Raw genomic sequence first — 20,196 nt, 5'->3', positions numbered from 1 at the left:
CAGAACGACTCAAAAAACCAACACTGAACGACAATCACGGCACAGGGGGACTTCGATAGATAATTGTTGTTAAAGGTTTAACAATTGGGACTCGGTATTATCCATCCAGATTAAGCTTGCCATTCTGCCTGTTTCTTTATCTCGACGGTAGGAATAAAACTTTTCATACTGAGTGGCCGTACAAAATTCACCGCCAAATATATCCGTCACTCCCATCCGGTGCAGGCGCTGGCGCGCCAGCAAATAAATATTTGCCAGCCATTTACCATCAACCACAGGCGTGAATGCTTTCGCAGCATCGGGCATCTGATTGGTAAAAGCCTCTTTCACGTCATCACCCACTTCAAAAACACCGGGACCAATTGCCGGCCCCAGCCATGCAATTAGATTTTCCGGCCTGCACTTGGCAAAGTGCAACAAGGTACTAATGGTGTTATCTATCACACCATTGGCAAGACCACGCCATCCGGCATGCACCGCAGCTACTGCTGAGCCGTCTTTAGCACAAAATAATACCGGCAGGCAATCGGCAGTTAGCACTACGCAAACTTTGTCTGGAATAGTCGTATAACTTGCATCAGCATCCTGGTTTGACGGAGTGTCATCGTATAAGCGCACCACTTTATTGCTATGCGATTGATACAACCAACTCGGCTCACAAGGCAGATTCAAAACCTCGTTTAGTTGATTTCGATTTTTAGCAATTGCGATAATATTATCCTCTGTGCGGTCACCCAAATTCATAGAGGCAAATGCACCCTCACTAAAACCACCAATTCTTGTAGTTGTATAAGCACGCACATGCGGTGGAGCCGGCCAGCGGGGAATAATCCAGTCATGTATTTGTAGCATAGGAAGTAAAATTAATTGCCTGTTTGAAAAATTAAAATCATTTAGCCCTTTGCTCTTGAATCCTGTTCAGCGAAATCAATTAACAAGCGCATATCTTCTGGTAAATCGGCTTGCCATTGCATCCAGTCGTGGGATATCGGGTGTTCCAGACCCAGGCTTGTTGCATGTAGTGCCTGACGTTTAAACTTTCGCAGTGCGTTAGCAAAGTCATCAAGACTCCCGGGAGGAAGTTTTAATCGTCCTCCGTAAACAGCATCTCCTACCAACGGATAACCAATATAAGCCATGTGTACCCGAATCTGGTGAGTTCGGCCAGTTTCCAGACTTACGCGAATCAGAGTATGGGCACGAAACCGTTGTTCTACGCGGTAGTGACTAATTGCCGGTTTTCCGTTGTCACGCACTGCCATGCGCAACCGATTTGTGGGGTGCCGTCCTATCGGGGCATCAACCGTTCCACCTGCTGTCATCACATTATTGCAAAAAGCCAGGTATTCGCGTTTAACAATACGAGCCTGCAATTGCTCGACAAGGCTTTTGTGTGCTACCAGGGTTTTGGCAACCACCAGCAAACCGCTGGTATCCTTATCGAGTCGATGTACTATGCCAGCCCGGGGTACCGATGCAATTTGAGGAAAGTAGTGTAACAATCCATTACTTAAAGTACCGTGCTTATTACCCGCGCCGGGATGAACCACTAATCCTGCCGGCTTGTTAATTACAATGATATGTTCATCTTCATACACAATATCCAGCGCAACCGGCTCAGCTTCCCATTGCGTTTCATCATCGACGACAACCAACAACTCAATCAGTTCACCACCAATTACGCAGTCTTTTGGGCGCCATTTATGCCCATCAACAAACACGAAGCCGTCTTTTATCCACTTTTGCAACCGTGAGCGGGAAAAATCCGGAAATAATTCCGCCAATGCCTGGTCGACACGCATTCCAGCCATTCTATCTGGTATAATAGTAGTGAGTTGTTCTTCGATGAAATAAGACTCCTCTAAATCTAATTCAACAAAATAGATTTAGTTTTGCTTTGATTAATAGCCAGTTAATCTGCCAGCACTGGACAAATTATATCATCAATCCACGATACAAATTATCGTAAAATTATCAATTTACATTGGAAATTAATTTGAAATTTTGTCAAACAGGTAGTAAGACTATGCTTTGCTTGCGCTACAACCTATCCAGAAAACCAATCTACTTTTTACTAGCCACTGTATTTGTACTATTGCCAGCTTGTTCATCAACCGGCGACGGTAGCGACGAACATAAAGACTGGTCTGCCGAAAAACTCTACAAGTCCGCCAAGGCTGAAATTAAAGCCGGAGATTACGAACTGGCAATTGAATACCTTGAGACTATCGAGGCCCGATACCCTTTCGGTAAACTTGCCGAGCAGGCACAACTGGAAACAGCATTTGCTTACTATAAATTTAAGGAATACGACTCAGCCATTGCCGCTGGGGACCGGTTTATCAAACTGCACCCAAGCCACCCCAATGTTGATTACGCCTACTACATACGCGGGCTTGCTGCTTACCATAAAAATGACACACCTTTTGATGCGATATCTCCGCAAGATCCGTCGGAGCGTGACCCAAGTTCTACCAGGGATTCATTCAATTATTTTGCGGAGCTAGTAAGAAAATTCCCAAACAGCAAATTTGTTCCAGATGCGGTTGAACGTATGAAGTATCAGCGTAACACCTTGGCGCAGCATGAAGTGAGAATCGCTCGCTACTATATGAAACGCAAAGCCTTTGTTGCAGCGGCCAACCGGGCCAAATATGTTGTTGAAAACTATCCCAGAACACCAGCCGTCCCCGAAGCACTGGCAGTACTGACAAAAGCTTACTCTGAATTAAATATGCATGACCTGGCCAGTGATACTCAGCAGGTTTTGAAATTAAACTATCCCGGCTACGAACTACCCAAACAAAGTAACTAAATGCTTTCTTGAAAATAGTACAACCAGTCGCGTCCTATAAAAAAAACGCGCTGACTATTACGGCCAGCGCGTTCATAAATATTGCAATACCATCTAATCTAGCTTATGCATTGTGCTTCTTTAGTTTACTTTTTTACAACGCATCGTCGTCTGATTCTCCCGTCCGTATCCGGATCGCGCGTTCGACGGGACTAATAAATATTTTACCATCGCCAATTTTACCGGTTCTGGCCGCATCTGTTATCACTTCAACACTTCTATCTACCTGATCATCGGCTACAACAATCTCTATCTTTACTTTGGGTAGAAAATCCACGACATACTCTGCCCCGCGGTACAACTCGGTATGACCTTTCTGGCGACCAAAACCTTTAACTTCGGTAGCAGTCATCCCCATCACACCTATCTCTGATAATGCTTCCCGCACATCATCCAATTTAAACGGCTTGATTATGGCTTCAATTTTTTTCATTGTGATCCTCGTTTATTGGCTGTTTTCTGATTGTCAGCCTTGATTGTGGTTAATCATCACTGGATTTTTTGGGTAGAGCATGCTGGACTTTAATTCGCAGCCAGGAAACTAATTATAACGATTTCGTCGCCAGGAAAAATGATTTTTGTAGATCGTAATCCCTTATTTTCACTAATTAACTTGAATCTATCGGTAGATTTATCGGGACTCGCATAGCCAGGTGGGCATTTTCTAAGCAGATCACAAAATTTTAATCAGGAAAAACTCTTAAAGCCGGATGTAATGGGATAACGCCTGTCCCGACCAAATGCTCTTTGTGTAATGCGTACACCGGGGGCTGCCTGTCTACGCTTGTACTCATTCAAATCCACCATCTTAATCACACGCTCCACCACCGTTCGATCAAATCCCTGGCTCACTATTTCAGCGATGGATTTATCCTGCTCAACATACAGCTCAAGAATACCATCCAGTTCTCCATAATCAGGCAGACTATCAGAGTCTTTCTGATCCGGGGCCAATTCAGCAGACGGCGCCCGGTGAATAACCCGTTGGGGAATCGCAGGAGACAAGGTGTTTCGATACTCCGCCAGTCGATAAACCAGGGTCTTAGGCACATCTTTCAGGGCGTTAAAACCGCCGGCCATATCACCATATAAAGTTGCATAACCCACAGCGAGTTCACTTTTATTTCCCGTGGTTAATACAATCTTTCGCGACTTATTGGATAAAGCCATTAATATCATTCCACGGCATCGCGCCTGAATATTTTCTTCAGTGGTATCAGGTTCCTTACCTTCAAATTCACCTCGTAATACATCCTGCATCGCCTGAAACACTGGCTCGATTGGCAATTCCAGGTAACGTACACCAAGAGTTTGTGCTTCCTTTTTGGCATCCTCCAGGCTTATTTGTGATGTATAACGCGAGGGCATCATCACTGCTTCAACACGTTCTGCACCAACCGCGTCTACCGCAATAGCGAGGGTCAATGCTGAATCAATACCACCGGATAGGCCAAGAATAATGCCGGGGAAGCGATTTTTCTTTATGTAGTCACGCACGCCGAGTACCAGGGCTTGATAGACAGTTTCAACTTCCGACCGTGGTTGAACAACTTTTGCCTGAACAGGTTGCACATTATTGTGTTCATCAACTTTAAATTCGGCAAGAAATACACCTTCTTCGAAGGCTGGCGCACGGTTGCAGACTTTACCCGCTGCATCGATAACAAATGATTCACCGTCAAAAACCAGCTCATCCTGACCGCCCAGTAAATTGACATACATGATCGGCATGGGATTTTCACTGACGCGTTTCTGTAGAATTTCAACTCTTTCCCTGGTTTTGTTGATATGATAAGGCGATGCGTTAACATTTATTATCATTCTCGCACCTGCTTTAGCCGCCTTCGCCATTGGTCCAGGAAACCAGATATCCTCACAAGCCGTCAAACCAACTGGCACATCCTTTATGGTAAAAACACAAGTTTCATCGCCGGTAAGAAAATATCGCTTCTCATCAAATACACCGTAATTAGGTATCTCCTGTTTATAGTAGTTCTCGGCAATTTCCTCGTTCCGAATCAATGCTACCGCGTTATATAGTCCTGCAGCAGTTTCAGCAGGATAGCCAACAATAATGTCTATACCTTTTACATTACGTTTTATTTCATGAATGGCGTTATCGGCCAGGTCAAGAAACCGCGGCCGCAATAACAGATCCTCAGGCGGATAACCGGTGATAGCTAACTCAGGAAATACAATAGCATCTGCGCCCAAATGGAAGCGGGCATTTTTAGCCGCTTCAATAATTTTTTTGGTATTGCCAACAATGTCACCCACGAAAAAATTCAGCTGGGCCATTGCAATTTTTAAATGAGTTGCCATTATGCGCGAAGTAAGATGTGAATTATTCTGGTTTAATTGTAATTAACTGTACAGTTCAATAACTTAATCCTGTCACTAGCTTGCCATATCTGTAAAATTGGATCTCGCATTGACCGACAAAGTAAATTTACCTTGTTATTACGCGCTTAATCCTAGCAGAATTGTCTCAACACTCAATGGCCGCTGCTTAACCACTGAAAAACTCCAGCATTTTTACACCCATCTCCGCGGGTGAACGCGCCACGCTGACACCAGCAGCATCGAGAGCTGCATATTTGTGGTGTGCTGTACCAGAACCTCCACTGATAATTGCTCCGGCATGCCCCATACGCTTGCCGGGAGGCGCCGTCACTCCAGCGATATATGCGACCACAGGTTTGCGGACATGTTTATTAATATATTCTGCAGCTTCTTCTTCAGCTGAGCCGCCAATTTCCCCCACCATAATTATGCCCTTGGTTTGACGATCACTTTCAAACATTTCCAGGCAGTCAATAAAATTCGTACCCTGGATTGGATCGCCACCGATACCGACGCAGGTACTTTGCCCCAATCCATTTTGCGTGGTCTGATAAACAGCCTCATAAGTCAAGGTACCGGAACGCGATACGATACCTATTGATCCCTTCTTATGAATCGACCCCGGCATAATGCCAATTTTGCATACACCTGGGGTAATGATTCCTGGACAGTTTGGACCGATGAGCCGTGCATCGCTGCCAGCCAATGCAGATTTAACTTTCACCATATCTAACACCGGTATTCCCTCTGTGATGCAAACGATCACCTTGATTCCGGCATTGGCAGCCTCAAGGATACTGTCCGCGGCAAATGCCGCAGGCACGAAAATCATCGTTGCATTCGCATCAGACTGCTCAACTGCTTCCTTGACAGTATTAAACACTGGTAAACCCAGATGTGTCTGCCCACCCTTGCCCGGTGTTACACCCCCCACCATCTTGGTTCCATATTCAATCGCTTGCTGGGAATGAAAAGTCCCCTGCTTCCCGGTGAATCCCTGACAGATTACCCGCGTGTTCTTGTCGATAAGAATTGACATCAGGCGGCCCTCCCTGCTTCTTTTACTGCCTTGGTTGCCGCATCTGCCAGGTCATTTGCGGTTATTACCGCCAATCCACTTTCTTCCAGTAACTGCAAACCACGGTCAACATTTGTTCCTTCCAGACGAACAATTACCGGTATGGACAATTGCACTTCGCGCATTGCCTGAATAATGCCTTCAGCGATTAAATCGCAACGTACAATACCACCAAATATATTCACCAAAATCGCCCGGACATTGCTGTCCGATATAACCAGTTTAAATGCTTCCACCACACGTTCACTGGTAATACCGCCACCGACATCAAGAAAGTTGGCCGGTTCTCCACCATGTAACTTGATTAAGTCCATGGTAGCCATTGCCAAACCCGCGCCATTTACCATGCAGCCGATATTCCCATCGAGCGTGACATAATTTAATTCATGTTGCCTGGCACGATATTCACGCTCATCCTCCTGGGTTGGATCCCGCAAATCCGCCAGTTCAGCCTGGCGATACAGCGCGTTATCGTCTACATTGATTTTCGCATCCAGAGCCAGCAATTCTTCCTGGGTGGTAATAATTAGTGGATTAATCTCTATTAGGCTCAAATCTTTTTCAACAAACAATCGATACAGTCCATTCATAGTTTGCGTCAGTTGCTTGACCTGTGACCCTACCAGGCCAATACCAAATGCAATCTGCCGACATTGATAAGGCTGCAGCCCAACAATAGGATCGACGCTGACTGTAAAAATCTGGTCCGGCTGACTGGCCGCAACTTCTTCGATATCCATACCGCCCATAGGTGATGCCATAAAGACTATTCTGTTACTCGCACGGTCTACGAGCGCACCTAGGTATAGCTCTTTTTCAATGGAGCTTAATGTTTCGATCAAGACCTTATTAATGGGCAATCCCTTTGGACCGGTCTGATGCGTCACCAGGTTGGAGCCCAGCATTTGATCGACAGTTTTTTCCAGCTCGGGTATACCCGAAACACGTTTTACACCACCACCTTTACCACGTCCGCCTGCATGAACTTGCGCCTTAACCACCCAACTTTCTCCCCCAAGTGCTTTGGCAACCTGCTTCGCTTCTTCAGGTGATGCGGCAATATTTGCCTTGGGTACCTGAATGCCATATTCAGAGAATAATTTTTTCGCCTGGTACTCATGTAAATTCATCGGGCATCCTGTTATTTTTCGAGTAGTTTCGTATTTAATTTCAATTTTCACCGTGCGGGAGAAACCAGCATTTTCGGCAATAGGAACGTATTATTATATTAATTGGCCTCAATATAAATAAAACGAAGTAGGTATACGTAATTAAAGCAAAAATTCTACTATACCGATATAATGCCAGTGTATTCTTCAAACCCAGGATTAATTTTCTAGTGTAAAATACGGATTGTTCATCTAACCTGCCGATTGACCAAGTCCGCATTTTGCCAATATTCATCTTGATTCCAGGACAAAGCAACAGACAAAATAGACCAATTATTAGTCAGGACAATACACCCATGAGCGTCAGTAAAATCATTCCAGTTTCCATCATCGCCTTCTGCATCTTTGGATATTCCCAGGCATTTGCAGACGTAAAAGAAGACTATAAGGAAGCAGTTTCTGCGGCTAATCAGCGTGATCTGCCCTACGCTATCGAAATCTGGACTGATCTGGCATCCAGGGGACATGCCAAATCCCAATATCATATGGGTGTGTTATATCGCAAAGGGCTTGGTGTCAAAAAAGATCTGGATAAAGCCTTTATGTGGTTCCGTCGCGCGGCTGAAAAAGGCGATCCGCTGGCGCAGTACAATCTTGGCGTGATGTACCAAAAAGGATGGGGAACAGAACGCAACCTGGAAGAAGCCGAAAACTGGTTTCGCCGTGCTGCCAAAAAAGACGTCGCGATGGCAAAAGAGAAAATAAAAAATAGCGTTACCGACTCCCTGTCTACTATTGATAAATCCAAACTGTCCAATAAAGATCGTAAGAAACCCGTGGACATCAATCAACTGCTCATGTGGGCTGCCAACGAAGGTCGAACCGCCGGCGTGCGAGACCTCATAGAGTTAGGTGCAGAACCCAATTATCGTGATCAGCACGGGCGCACACCAATCATGGAGGCCGCCTATAACGGGCACGCAAAAACCATCGAAATGCTGCTTAAAAATGGTGCTGACGCCAATGCCAAAGACAAGGCAGGTATTTCAGCAATAATGCATGCGGCAATTCAGAATCATCCTGATGCGATTACGATGTTAATCGACGAAGGCGAAGCCAATCCCAATATTACCGATGCACTCAAACAAACACCCTTGATGCTTGCCGCAGCTAAAAACAATGCCGAAGTCGTTGCCACCCTGATTAATTCCGGCGCCAAGATTGATGCCCGGCAAAAAATTGGCCGTAGTGCGCTACACATGGCAGCTTTGTTTGACAGCGCAGCGGCCATGAAAGTGCTGCTTAACAACAAGGCTACACTGGATTTGCTGGATGAAAAAGGTATTACACCACTCATGTTGGCTACTGAGCGCTCGAATAACAAAGTGATTCCACTACTGGTTAAAAAGGGAGCTTCAACCACCATCGCCAATGTCCAGGGCGATATTCCAGTAACTTATGCTGTCAAAAAGAAGAAGCTAACCACCCTTTCCACGCTATTGGATGCTGGCGCTAACCCTAACAATAAGAACAAGCGAGGATTAACGGCTCTGATGCTCGCTGCTGAAATGGGCAACAGCGATTTATGCGAATTGTTATTTAAATACAATAGCAACCCGAATATTCAAAATCCGGTTGGTGATAGCGCTTTACACATAGCGGTAAGAAATAAAAAATCAAACGTGGCACAGCTGTTGTTAAAAAATCAAGCATCGGTCAAATCAAAAAATCACGCGGGTTTCACGCCGATCATGTACGCCGCTGATAATGCTGATATATCTACCATGTCGTTATTACTCAAGAACAAGGCTGATCCCAATGCAAAAAACAACAGTGGATGGACGGCTATAATGTTTGCCTCACGAGCTGGCAGCGTAAAAGCCGTTGACCTGCTTTTAAACCATGGCGCAGATGTCAATGTATTTTCCAGCAATCGAAAAACAGCACTGTATCTCGCGCAAAAGAAACACAATAGTAAAGTGGAAAGACTACTAATACAGGCAGGAGCCAGAGACTATAAAATTCCGGTACCTAAGGGACAGCTGGAAAAAGAATTGAGATAGTCCCTGTTGGTTAAAACTGTTTTCAGAGCCAGCCCGAATTTCAGATTAATTAATGGGCGATCCCTCAATCAGAACGCGTAACTGTATCCAATTCGGACTGCTTCCCTGGTTTCATTTGCAAAATTGGGATCTGTGTAGTCAACATACTCAACCCCCAATTCGAAATCAAAAATCCACGCCTTCTTCCAGGCGTAGTCAATTTTTATTGAAGGCGCTATCGATGATCGAGTACCGGTCGTGGAACTATTCTCATTAAAATCCCGGTAACTCATATTCAATCTCGGACGCAGCTTCCACCTGTTCATATCCGGCAAACGCGCATTGATAAACAAGGTCGCATCGTTATAGGTGTCAAATTTGGAAGCCCGCAAGCCAAACACATATAAATCGCGTTGGGCAAACAGATTACCTGAAATCCATTGACCGGATAATGTATATTGCCTGCCGGTTTCAGGTGCGCCTGCTACATTCACCAGTACGCATGGTGGATCAGTAAGGCTAATGGTTGTGCTACATGGTACCGGTGTTTGCAGATCATTTCGAGTAACAGTACCAGAGGACTGGAACATAGTCAGATCAATATTGAGCTGGTTATCCCGGTTAAACTGATAGCTATTACCCACAGTAAACGTCTTGGTTGAATTGGTACGGTCTTCTGCCAGCCTGCGCGCCTCCGCTTCTCCCTTAATGCTAATCAAATCGCCTAAGGATGTATCAAGAGGTTGATTATTCAATGCTGATGAAAGGAATATCAGTTTTCGAAAGTTATAGGAAACATTCAGTTTGGAATTTTCCAGATATTTCCATCCCCAGCGCAAATTCAACAAGTTGATGTCATCAAACAAAAAGTCATAGTCCAACAAACCAAACACTGTGGTAAACCGGTCGGCGTACCGCACACCGTATCCAACCGCCTGGCGATCGGAAAAACCGTCCGCCTGCTGGTTCACCATGTAAAGGTTCATATTGATCGGATCGTTGCGTCTCCCAACATCGACTTTCAAGCCCCAGAATTCCTTGTCGATACTACGGGCATCATGAAGCTCAACGGGTTTGCCGATATATGCATGGGCGCGGAACCACGGCATGAAATCGTAGCCAGCAATGGCACCATCAAATCGGCTAAATACACCACTGTTACGAACCCGCTGCCTTCCCAATATGGTGTAATAGCCTTTCTTGAAAGCATCGTAATCGAGAAAGAAATTGATAACCCGGCTTTCTGTGTCTTCGCTATTCAAAAGATCAAAAATATGATTGCCAGTAAAAACCATTTGTACATTTCTGTCTTCAGTTCGCATCCGGCCACGCAAGGATAGAAACGAGTCAATGCGACGGGTTAACTCGATATCCTCTGAATCTACTGTATCGTCATCATTGATTGCTTCGCGCTGCTGATAACGGGTAGTGAATGCCTGCGACAGTCGACCGAATGATGTAAACGTATCAACACTGCGGCGAGTGGTTTTGCGCAATTTCTTGCGTCTATCTGTGTCCACACTTTGCAGTGCTTGCAGACGTTGTCTCACCCTGGTTGGACCATCACCTTCCTTGTACACTTTCAAATATTTCTTATATTCAAACTTGGCGCGCGGTATCTGATTGCTGCGTTCTAGTGCCAGTCCTACCAGTTCACGAGCATCCTGCGTATGTTCATTTTCGGGCATGGCAATAATTCGACGTAGTAGTTGAATTGCACCGTCATTATCGCCAAATGTCAGAGCCTGACGAGCTTTTGCCATTAATTCATCGACTTCTTTGCTCGCTTTTGGTTTAGGCGATGGTTTGGGCTCTCTTGAAATGCTTTGTTCCTCAGCCACAGTCGCTGCTTGCTTTTCAGTCGATTCGGGTTCAGGTGCTTTTTGAACCTCCGGTGAAACAGCTTGAGGAGTTTGTGTTCTTCCATCCAATTGTTGCTCAGATTTTTGTGCCTGTTTGAAAACCTGCTCTTCCAGTGTCTTCATACTGATTTCAGGTACAACCGGTTGTGGTGGTGTTGGCGGTGGAACGGCCACTGCCACGGGAGGCTTGTCCGCTGGCTGCTCCTCCTTTTGCGCTTCTTCTGGTTTTGCAACAGCGGCAGGCTTCTTAACTGCCTGATCATCGCGAATTGAAATATTGAGACTTGTTAGACTATCCCCGGCATCCAGTTCAAAACTGACGCGACGGGCAAAACGAAATGTTAAATAGGGACCTCCGGGTACACCCTCTTCGTAGGTCATATATATTAATACTGGCTCTGTACCATCAGTGGGAGCCAGATCAGGGCCTTGTTTAACTTCTTTATGAATATTGCGCCCTTGATCTTGTTCCAGTAACAGCTGGATTTGCAGGATTTCGCCTGAGGTGGCTGGAAAATGCTTAACGTAACGTAGGGGAATACCAAATTCGATGGCAACCTGGGTATCATTTTCCTTGGTTTGTATTTTTATATCCTTGAGCACGTCTTTTGCCGCTAATACAGCACCGGGCATTGCAAGCATCGACAATATAAAAAACGCAAACACAGCAAAACGGCGCAGTAATACTGCACTGAAAATGGTTCTGCACTCCATCGTGTTACCCGTATCCCCAATCCAGCAACGACTTAACATTACTAGCTCACAACTCATTCTTCATGAAATTAACGACGCTCTTAATTTATAACAATAAATTACAATGCTTATTATTTGAACAAAAAGTGGGCCATTAGATACAAGCCGCCTTAATCAAACCTTAATTGAATGCTAAGACTAGTCTCTCTTGTAACTAACTATCAGTCCTTTTAAGCCGTTACTTTCAGTTACACGATAAGTCATTGATTTTGTAAATCGAACAACCAGAAATGGCCCCCCGGGGACATTGCCTTCATAACGCACGTCTTGCAGAAATTTTTCCTGTTCATCCGCCCCTGCAACAAAATGATCTAACAATGAAAAATTTTCCGTAAATTCACTAAAGCCAATAGCGCGCAGTTTCACCTGCAAAACATCGCTGTTGTCATCAGGAAAATGTCCGAGATAACGAACCGGATTCGCAAATCCGAATTCCAGATTGTTTCCTTCCTTATCGCTGGTTATGTGGAATTCACTAACCAGTTGTGCCGGTGCTTCTTGCGCATACTTGTAATAAACGTAAACGCCAATGACGAGCACGAGCAGGATACTTATAGTTTTAAATGACATATTTCTGATTCAAAGTTTATTTAATCGTTTTCTTATGTTGTATTGTCGATAAGCAAATACCACATTTTAATCGCCTTCCACGAAACCATTCGTTTCACGCTCAGGGATTTGTGTAAATTTTTTTGTAGCGCTGGACAGGTTAGAGATGTGGCTATCGTCAATCGTGGTTATAATTTCTCTCAACGTATTGCCGCCCCAAGCCCGCGTTAATAACCAAACTTCGACGACTTCCTGGCTGCAGAATGTTTATTCAATTTATAAATCATCACTGCACATCGAACTGATTACTGCTACAACTTCTTACTACTCAATTTTGCTCGCAAGTCTTCGCTAACATCTTATACTCATTAACAAAATCAGCATTATCACAACTTACGTAATTAGTTTCACTATACCTAAAATAGGCGGTGAAACTCTAGCAATTTTTTGCTATTCATGAATTGGAATGACTACAAGACACATTATCATGATTAATGTGTAGATAAGCTGTCAAAAAGTGTATTAACTGGATGTCCGCCTCTCCGAACCAGTTTATTCACCCCATGCTCATCGATATTTTCGTTTCAGAACTGTAAATTTACGGCAGAACCTGGTGTTTTCTTAGCAGCGTCATCAGGGTGCCTGGATCCGGCCCCCTGATAACGAGTTATTTAGTGCGCCAAACTGTTAGCAACCACGGACGTTACTATCCCAATTGTTAGTACTTCCGTGACAAACATCGCATTCCTCGTTGGTCGGACAATGACCACGGTTTTTACCACCAGCGATAGCACCGTTGTGGCAGCTGGAGCAGCTACCCTGAGGCGCCTGGGAGTGATCCATATTTATCCGGCTCCAGTTTGTGAAGTCCTGGTGACAAGCGCCACAGTTATCTAAAGTAGTAGGATGTCCCCCAGGTTTACTGTGGCACGTAATGCATTGATTCACACCGTTGATTTGATTGTGATCCACCGTAGCTACGGGCCGCCAAGCATTCGTTGAATGACAAGCTTCACAGACATTCGAGGTATCGATGTGATTAGCCGGCTTACCTGTAGCATCGGTTCCATTATGGCAATTAGAACAACTGCCATTCACCTGACTATGATCAACCTGATTCACTGGATTAAAGGTTGCTGTTGAATGGCAGGCACCACATTGATTTGAAGTATCAACATGATTATTGGATTTGCCCTGGGCAATGGTTCCATTATGACAAGCACCACAATCCCCCAGAACTTGATCATGGTCTACACCAGCAATATCGGTCCACAGGCTTGGTGCGGGTCGGTGACACGCTTCGCAGACATTAGTGCTGGCAATATGGCCAGCTGGTTTGTCGTTGTCATGGCATCCTGCAGTTGCGCACGCCTGTCCCTGGAGATTGCTATGATCAAAAGCGGCTCCCCAGGAACCCCCAGGAATGTGACACGCATTACAATCTTCTGTTGTAGCAATGTGATTTGGTCCCTTGCCGGTGGCAATGACGCCATCGTGACAAGATTGGCACGCTCCAAGAACCTGAGCATGGTCAACGGTAGCAATATCGACCCATGCATTTGGTGATGGACGATGACAAGCCTCGCACACATTGGTTGTAGGCATGTGGGTAGCCGGCTTTGTATTATCGTGGCAACCCGCAGTAGCACAGGCTTGTCCTTGAAGATTAGAATGATCAAAAGTTGTTACTTCTGACCATGTACTCGGTGGCACCTGGTGGCAAGCATTACACTCACTCGTTGTGGCCACGTGATTTGGCCCTTTTCCACGCGCAAGAACGCCGTCATGGCAAAAAGAACAAGCCCCCAATACCTGAGAGTGGTCCACAACTATTACTGGAAGCCAGGCATCGCCAGTCGCAAAATGGCAGGCTTCACAAGCATCAGTTGTTGGAATATGACTCGATGCTTTTCCAGTTGCTATTACTCCATTATGACAAGCTATACAGCTTCCCAATACATGATCGTGATCAACCGCGATAGCCGGAACCCAGAAATTGACGGAATGACAAGCCTCACAGACGTCGGTACTGGCAATATGGGTTGGCCCTTTACCCGTCGCAGAAATACCGTCATGACAAGATGCACAATTACCTTCCGTAATACTATGATCCATAATTGCGGCAACAAGAAACGCACCTGTGTTATGACATACATCACAAGGCTGGGTGGTTTGTATGTGGTTTGAATGCTTACCTGCTGCGATCACATTATCATGACAAGCATCACACTCACGTGGCAGGGTTTCAAATACCCCACCAATGTGACATTCGCCACAATCCAGCTGTCTGTGCTCTCCAGTCAGCGCGAAACCCGTGGTTAAGTGATCAAACTTCTCACCAAAGGCTTTAAATTCATCTAATGTAGCTATTTCTGCAGAGCTATTCACAGGCATCAACAGCCAGATTAACATCACCAACAAACTAATCGTCGTCAGTCTTCGATTTCTAATTCTTCGATGTAGTTGGTCTCCATACATCACAACACACCTCCAAAAATTCGTCGTAGCTTCGCCGAAAGATCACTGCTCTCGGGAACTATTAATATCATTGCACGCATTTTTAACTTGTTTTTCTTTCTGATTTCGGCAACCATCTTATCTCAACCTTGCAATCCTCTAATTAGAAGACTGGATACAATACCTCATTAACGCTACTCAATTGTTGCGTTATTCGGATCACAAACTACATCGTCTCGTGACACCCGTTTTGCCTTGTGCAATGCTTTTCTGCGACGAACTATTGTTGTTTTTTTAGTATTCTATTGAACTGCGGCTAACTCTCGGCCAAACGAGCACAAAATCTATACTCATCGTGCCGGGTTGCATGATCGATACCAGTTTACCCGTCAGCTACTGGTATCGGCTACTCGAGGTATAGTGAATTATCAATAATTCATAAATATTACATAATTATTGACAATATATGGACACTGCTCAGTGTGGACAAATTGTAGGTTTTCCACCGAATTGTCGACCATATGTCCCAATGTTGCCTGAAATTGGCTTTGTTTTCCTCCTCCTATAGCCAGCAACTAGCGACTATCGATTTAATCATTATAACTCACTAATGTGACGATTCTAAGCCTATTTTTTCTCTTTTATTTTAATAGTCTTAAATGATTCAGTAATGTGACATTTTTCACATTGACGACCTAATTGTCCCGCATGATTGTCATCTTTCTCATGACATCCGAAACAATTGGTTGGCAGCTCAATTTTATCTTTTACTGGCTTTGAATGGCAGGCATGACAATCCAAACCTTCATGCTTACCATCAAGCGGATAATCGGTTTGAGTGTTGTGATCAAATAACCAAATCAGCCAATCCGATGGTCCGTGACACAACTCACAATTCTTGCCTAACTTAAGTTTATGCTCATCGTCGTCCTCATGGCACGATATACAACGCAACTCCGCATCTTTGAATTTTTCCGATGCATGGCAGTCTTCGCAACTCACCAGCTGGTGGGTGCCATGCAGCGGAAATTTCGTAATATCGTGATCAAACACAACTTTCTTTATCCAGCTTTTTTCATCGTGGCAATTGGTGCAGTTCTCACCTTGCTGGCCATTGTGCGCATCATCCAGACGATGACATTCAGAACACTCAATTGGTGTTTCCACCTTAAATAAATCACCTTTATGACAAGCCTCACAAGCGATATCTTTATGCTCACCTTTTAATTTAAAATCAGTATCCTTGTCATGATCAAAGCGTATTTCTCGCCAATTTTTTTCAGTATGGCAACTTTTGCAACGTTTACCGTAGTTACCATAGTGAGAATCATGTACTTCGTGACACGCAAAGCAAACTGTTTTGGTTTTCTCCTTAAACATATTGCCTTCGTGACACTCTTTGCACAACACACCCTTGTGCGCATCCTTTAGCTTGAAGTCAGTATCTTTGTCGTGATCAAATTCGATCCGAGACCATTTTTCGTCATGGTGACATTGATGACACTTTATGCCCCGATCTCCATCGTGGACATCATCAAGATAGTGACAAAAATAACAGTTCTTCGGTGTTTTGACGTACCTTTCGTTTACATGACAATATTGGCACCCCACTTCCTGATGAACATTTCTTAACGGGAAATCTGTTTTGTCATGATTAAAGTTCGCCGGCAGCCAGCCTGCCTCAAAATGACAATTGTTGCATTTACGCCCCATTCGACCTTTATGGGAATCATCTTCTTCATGGCAATCAACGCAATCATATTTTGCTACACGAAAAAACTTGGGTTTCTTATGGCAGCTCTTGCAAGCAAGTGATTTGTGACTACCCGCCAGTTTGAATTCTGTGCGTGAATGATCAAAAACCTCTTGATCCAACTGAATGATGTCCATATCCCGACCTTTATGGTCAGTATGACAGGAATGGCATTCCCTTTTTCCGATGTTGTGAATTTTACCGTGGTAGTTTTTCTTCTTTTTAATGTCGAGATCAATTTGTTCGTGGCAATCACGGCAAAGATTGCTTTGCTTGGTTTTATCGAATGCTTCGTGGCACTTATCACACTTGGTTTCGAATCGCGCATGACCTTGCACTACATCCCCAGGCATAACCAGGCCTTCCATTCGCTCCACTGGACTTACGGCTGCCAGAGTCGTAGAACTCATACCTGCAAAGACTACAAGTATCGTCACAAATTTCACGAAGAAATCTCGTAGGTTCAGCTTCTTCATGCTCCGAACTAGTACATATGTACCGCTAAAACATGGAATGAACCTGTTATAACCAGAATGTACAACAGCGGTATATGTAATATTCGCCACTTGACCAAAACTCGTTCAAAAAGATGAGAATGCGCTATATTTGCAACCGCGTTAATATGCTCCCGCAGTTGTTCCTTCTCGCGATTGAGACGACCTTTAACTTCGTCACCAGCCAATCCATCACGTTTCGCAATTGTTTTTACCATTACGGACAAATCACTAGACACTTTAACGTAACATGCAGCTGCAGCGCCACGAACTGCCACTAATCTCATCGGTAACTTGAGTATGGACCTTGGGCCGGTTAAACAGGACAGTGCAAAATTTGAAAGACGTCTCTCGATATCCTCACTCTTAGGTGAATCATAACTGTGCAGTGTATCCATCAATTGTTTTTCTGATTCTTTGATCGCTAACAATTTCCGATGCAGACTGTAACCAATACGCGTGTAGATATATCGCCCAAATAGTCCACTTAAGACAATCGTAATCATAGTGAATAATGCAACACCACTATTGATGGATTTTATCGTGAATCCCGTATGAAATACGATAATCAATGGACCGAGCACACCACCTAATAAATGAAAGTAATACCAGACCTCCATATTACCTGCTCTACGCAGTAGCTTAACTCGCTTTCTGGCCGCGTACAGCAAAATAACTACCATTGTGATCCCACCAATTAAACCAGAGTTATAGGTAAAATCACCATTTGCTTGAAAGTTGATGGTATTCCAATTCATCCAGCCAAATCCGATTAACGCCAGTATCAAAGACGTTACAACAAATACTGTGCGAGACTCAGCTTTAGTGCGAAGGTCATTGTTATCTGCAAAGTAATTCGGATATTTTGCTGCCAACAAAGCAGTAGCATTGATAATCGGTGGCTTTTTAGTCCCGGGTTCAGGTTTTACCCTTGCTTTCGATTTAGTTCTTTTAGCTGGAAACAGTTGAATTAACTGTTTTCCGGGACCAGGAGCTTTTTGAACTTTTTGTTGACTGGGCTGGGTCGGCGATGATTCCCTTGCTGTCCGATTTGCGCGGGCCTGATTTTGCTGGCGAGCCTTTTGGGCAGCCGCAGAGGCTAGTTTTTCACGCGCTAATTGCGCTTGGGTTTTTTTAGATGTATTTGTCAGCGAAGCTTTAGTAGCTCCACTCGCCACCTTCAAATTACGGGGACGTGTAGTACCTGATTGGGGACTATCGGAAGGCTTGTTAAGTGATGACGTAACCTTATTGCTTGCAGTTTGCGCTTTTTGCTGCCTGGCATTAACTGCTTTGATAGCATCGACGTTGGCCTGGGTTGCAACCTTCATTTGATGGGCTGAATCAACCGTCGCCTTGCGAGCTTTCATTTGTGCCTTTAATTTTGCGTCCGGCGCTAAATTTTTACGTGCCTTTACAGCTTGACCACTTACATTACTCTTGCTTGTCATTTGCGCCCCAGTTAATACTTCAATACTTAGTGTAAAACTTTGTTACTTTATAAAAATCGAAAAAATATTTTATTTCAATTTGCCCAAAATAGTTAACATACGAAAACTACCCTTTGCCGGCCTGAATATCCGTTTTATTTTTGTTTTCAATTGCGGATAGCTCATTAATTCGTTGCTCGAGTTTCGCACGTCGATTATCCGCAACTGGCATTTCCTCCAATGCCAGTTGCCAATGTTTCAATGCACCTGAATGGTCTTTCATTCTAATTAACGCGTCACCTTTATACATGTTCACCAAATACTGCTGAACTGTCTTGTCGCTTGACGCTTTATCCAACAGGGGCAAGGATTCTTTTACTTTGTCCTGGTCATTGCTTTTACTCAATATTGAGCCTAAAACCAGGTTTACGCGACCGTTATCCGGATTATCTTTCTGCAAGCTGCGCAATTCAGTAAGCGCTTTATCCTGCATACCTAACTCATTATATGTTTGTGCCAACAGTAAGCGGTTATTAATGTTTGTAGGGTCAGCTGCAACTTTATCTTCCAGCCCTTTCACCAAGCCTTCCAAACCAGGTGCCGACACACTACCTGGTGACTGCTGTTGTTGATTCATATTCGCTACGATTCGAGGAGTATCTTGACCTGTAGTCGGTGGCTTTAGCTGAATAGAATCACTCGAGGTATCCGTTGAGTCCAAACTAGCTTGATCAGATGTCGCAGCGGTTTTAGCAGTATCAGGTGAAGACTTCTGATTTGCCCAAATGATTAAAATTGCTACTGCAACAATTGCGATCGCTGCAACGAACGGCTGTTTTATCATTGACGATGCGATATTTTGATTTGTCGACATCCGTATATTACTCCTCAGTTTGTTTTCACAATTTATTACCACTGACAATATTCTGTACAAGAGAACAGTTGCGAAAACAATTTATTGCTATTACCAATTACCAACCCACATTCAAAACTCATTATTGCCACGTGCCAAAGCAATTAAATTATTCTTTATGCGCGAATCACTAATTCTATCCTGACCGGGAACTACGTACAAACTACGCTGAGAATTCCCCTATCACCATGGGGCTAATATGTCTGGCTCCTACCTTCAGGCAGAACCCAAAACACGAGCTAATCCTATAAATTTTTTGGGTTTTTTACGTGATGTGCTTAAGTAAACTACGTTGCACACTTAAATGTCAACGTCAATTTCCCACTTACGTGAAATATGGCAGGCATCGAATGTACGCTCGAACACTAAATTCCTCGCGGCCCATATTCTGCCTCAATTTCAAATCAGGTATACGCTGAAACAGAAATTAAATAGCTCCCATAACCCATTGTTATCTCTGCTTTTACAGATATTCATGTAATGAAAGGTGACTAAACAATTTCAATCAGCACTGGCTAATCATATTTAGTTTCTTCAGGACTGACTGTTATTATATTTT

At 44.2% G+C, this 20,196-nt stretch carries 14 protein-coding genes; 2 read left to right on the top strand and 12 right to left on the bottom strand.

The features are described 5' to 3' along the window. Nucleotides 1–69: 69 nt before the first annotated feature. Together pgeF and rluD are read right to left on the bottom strand one after the other, a co-directional pair. Entirely contained in the window at nucleotides 70–852 is a 783-nt protein-coding gene (pgeF, locus tag ACWVCM_RS02630) for a peptidoglycan editing factor PgeF (protein WP_455200150.1), read from the bottom strand. Between the two features lie 41 nt (nucleotides 853–893). Next, complete coding sequence (gene rluD / locus ACWVCM_RS02625) at nucleotides 894–1,826, bottom strand: 23S rRNA pseudouridine(1911/1915/1917) synthase RluD (protein WP_455200152.1); 933 nt, start codon at nucleotides 1,824–1,826, stop codon at nucleotides 894–896. 200 nt (nucleotides 1,827–2,026) lie between these two features. Here rluD and ACWVCM_RS02620 point away from each other — a divergent pair, with 200 nt between their 5' ends. Beyond that, nucleotides 2,027–2,815: an outer membrane protein assembly factor BamD gene (locus ACWVCM_RS02620; protein WP_455200151.1), complete on the top strand. Its 789-nt coding sequence runs from the start codon at nucleotides 2,027–2,029 to the stop codon at nucleotides 2,813–2,815. A gap of 133 nt (nucleotides 2,816–2,948) precedes the next feature. Here ACWVCM_RS02620 and ACWVCM_RS02615 read toward each other — a convergent pair whose 3' ends face one another. From ACWVCM_RS02615 to sucC, 4 genes are all read right to left on the bottom strand, one after another. Beyond that, the gene (locus ACWVCM_RS02615; protein WP_455200149.1) at nucleotides 2,949–3,287 is read right to left on the bottom strand and encodes a P-II family nitrogen regulator; all 339 of its coding nucleotides are present in this window, start codon (nucleotides 3,285–3,287) and stop codon (nucleotides 2,949–2,951) included. 254 nt (nucleotides 3,288–3,541) lie between these two features. Further along, entirely contained in the window at nucleotides 3,542–5,176 is a 1,635-nt protein-coding gene (locus tag ACWVCM_RS02610; RefSeq protein ID WP_455200148.1) for an NAD+ synthase, read from the bottom strand. Between the two features lie 187 nt (nucleotides 5,177–5,363). After that, the gene (gene sucD / locus ACWVCM_RS02605) at nucleotides 5,364–6,236 is read right to left on the bottom strand and encodes a succinate--CoA ligase subunit alpha (RefSeq protein WP_455200147.1); all 873 of its coding nucleotides are present in this window, start codon (nucleotides 6,234–6,236) and stop codon (nucleotides 5,364–5,366) included. After that, nucleotides 6,236–7,405 carry an ADP-forming succinate--CoA ligase subunit beta gene (gene sucC / locus ACWVCM_RS02600; protein WP_455200146.1) on the bottom strand — a complete coding sequence of 390 codons (1,170 nt, stop codon included), beginning with the start codon at nucleotides 7,403–7,405 and terminating at the stop codon, nucleotides 6,236–6,238. Before sucC ends, sucD begins: the two co-directional genes overlap by 1 nt. Before the next feature lie 335 nt (nucleotides 7,406–7,740). On the opposite strand from sucC, the gene ACWVCM_RS02595 reads away from it, so the two are divergent. Continuing rightward, the gene (locus tag ACWVCM_RS02595; protein WP_455200145.1) at nucleotides 7,741–9,447 is read left to right on the top strand and encodes an ankyrin repeat domain-containing protein; all 1,707 of its coding nucleotides are present in this window, start codon (nucleotides 7,741–7,743) and stop codon (nucleotides 9,445–9,447) included. Between the two features lie 68 nt (nucleotides 9,448–9,515). On the opposite strand, the gene ACWVCM_RS02590 is transcribed toward ACWVCM_RS02595, so the two are convergent. From ACWVCM_RS02590 to ACWVCM_RS02565, 6 genes are all read right to left on the bottom strand, one after another. After that, nucleotides 9,516–12,002 (bottom strand): hypothetical protein, encoded by a 2,487-nt coding sequence (locus tag ACWVCM_RS02590; protein WP_455200144.1) that lies wholly within the window; start codon nucleotides 12,000–12,002, stop codon nucleotides 9,516–9,518. Between the two features lie 177 nt (nucleotides 12,003–12,179). Next, the gene (locus ACWVCM_RS02585) at nucleotides 12,180–12,611 is read right to left on the bottom strand and encodes a hypothetical protein (protein ID WP_455200143.1); all 432 of its coding nucleotides are present in this window, start codon (nucleotides 12,609–12,611) and stop codon (nucleotides 12,180–12,182) included. 666 nt (nucleotides 12,612–13,277) lie between these two features. Continuing rightward, entirely contained in the window at nucleotides 13,278–15,071 is a 1,794-nt protein-coding gene (locus tag ACWVCM_RS02580) for a hypothetical protein (protein ID WP_455200142.1), read from the bottom strand. 603 nt (nucleotides 15,072–15,674) lie between these two features. Then, nucleotides 15,675–17,276 carry a cytochrome c3 family protein gene (locus ACWVCM_RS02575; protein WP_455200141.1) on the bottom strand — a complete coding sequence of 534 codons (1,602 nt, stop codon included), beginning with the start codon at nucleotides 17,274–17,276 and terminating at the stop codon, nucleotides 15,675–15,677. 8 nt (nucleotides 17,277–17,284) lie between these two features. Further along, a complete protein-coding gene (locus ACWVCM_RS02570) occupies nucleotides 17,285–18,745 on the bottom strand; it encodes a hypothetical protein (protein ID WP_455200140.1) in 1,461 nt (486 codons plus the stop codon). A 106-nt stretch (nucleotides 18,746–18,851) separates the two neighbouring features. Next, nucleotides 18,852–19,598, bottom strand: coding sequence for a tetratricopeptide repeat protein (locus tag ACWVCM_RS02565; RefSeq protein ID WP_455200139.1), 747 nt, complete (start codon nucleotides 19,596–19,598; stop codon nucleotides 18,852–18,854). Nucleotides 19,599–20,196 lie beyond the last annotated feature (598 nt).

It is taken from the genome of Kaarinaea lacus (genome assembly GCF_975902315.1).
The sequence above is the reverse complement of the archived record's forward strand: the minus strand, read 5'-3'. Positions and strand labels throughout refer to the sequence as shown.

Coding starts and splice junctions, on each gene's coding strand:
- pgeF (WP_455200150.1), bottom strand. CDS start 852: ATGCTACAAATACATGACTGGATTATTCCCCGCTGGCCGGCTCCACCG.
- ACWVCM_RS02620 (WP_455200151.1), top strand. CDS start 2,027: ATGCTTTGCTTGCGCTACAACCTATCCAGAAAACCAATCTACTTTTTA.
- ACWVCM_RS02615 (WP_455200149.1), bottom strand. CDS start 3,287: ATGAAAAAAATTGAAGCCATAATCAAGCCGTTTAAATTGGATGATGTG.
- ACWVCM_RS02610 (WP_455200148.1), bottom strand. CDS start 5,176: ATGGCAACTCATTTAAAAATTGCAATGGCCCAGCTGAATTTTTTCGTG.
- sucD (WP_455200147.1), bottom strand. CDS start 6,236: ATGTCAATTCTTATCGACAAGAACACGCGGGTAATCTGTCAGGGATTC.
- sucC (WP_455200146.1), bottom strand. CDS start 7,405: ATGAATTTACATGAGTACCAGGCGAAAAAATTATTCTCTGAATATGGC.
- ACWVCM_RS02595 (WP_455200145.1), top strand. CDS start 7,741: ATGAGCGTCAGTAAAATCATTCCAGTTTCCATCATCGCCTTCTGCATC.
- ACWVCM_RS02590 (WP_455200144.1), bottom strand. CDS start 12,002: ATGGAGTGCAGAACCATTTTCAGTGCAGTATTACTGCGCCGTTTTGCT.
- ACWVCM_RS02585 (WP_455200143.1), bottom strand. CDS start 12,611: ATGTCATTTAAAACTATAAGTATCCTGCTCGTGCTCGTCATTGGCGTT.
- ACWVCM_RS02575 (WP_455200141.1), bottom strand. CDS start 17,276: ATGAAGAAGCTGAACCTACGAGATTTCTTCGTGAAATTTGTGACGATA.
- ACWVCM_RS02570 (WP_455200140.1), bottom strand. CDS start 18,745: ATGACAAGCAAGAGTAATGTAAGTGGTCAAGCTGTAAAGGCACGTAAA.
- ACWVCM_RS02565 (WP_455200139.1), bottom strand. CDS start 19,598: ATGTCGACAAATCAAAATATCGCATCGTCAATGATAAAACAGCCGTTC.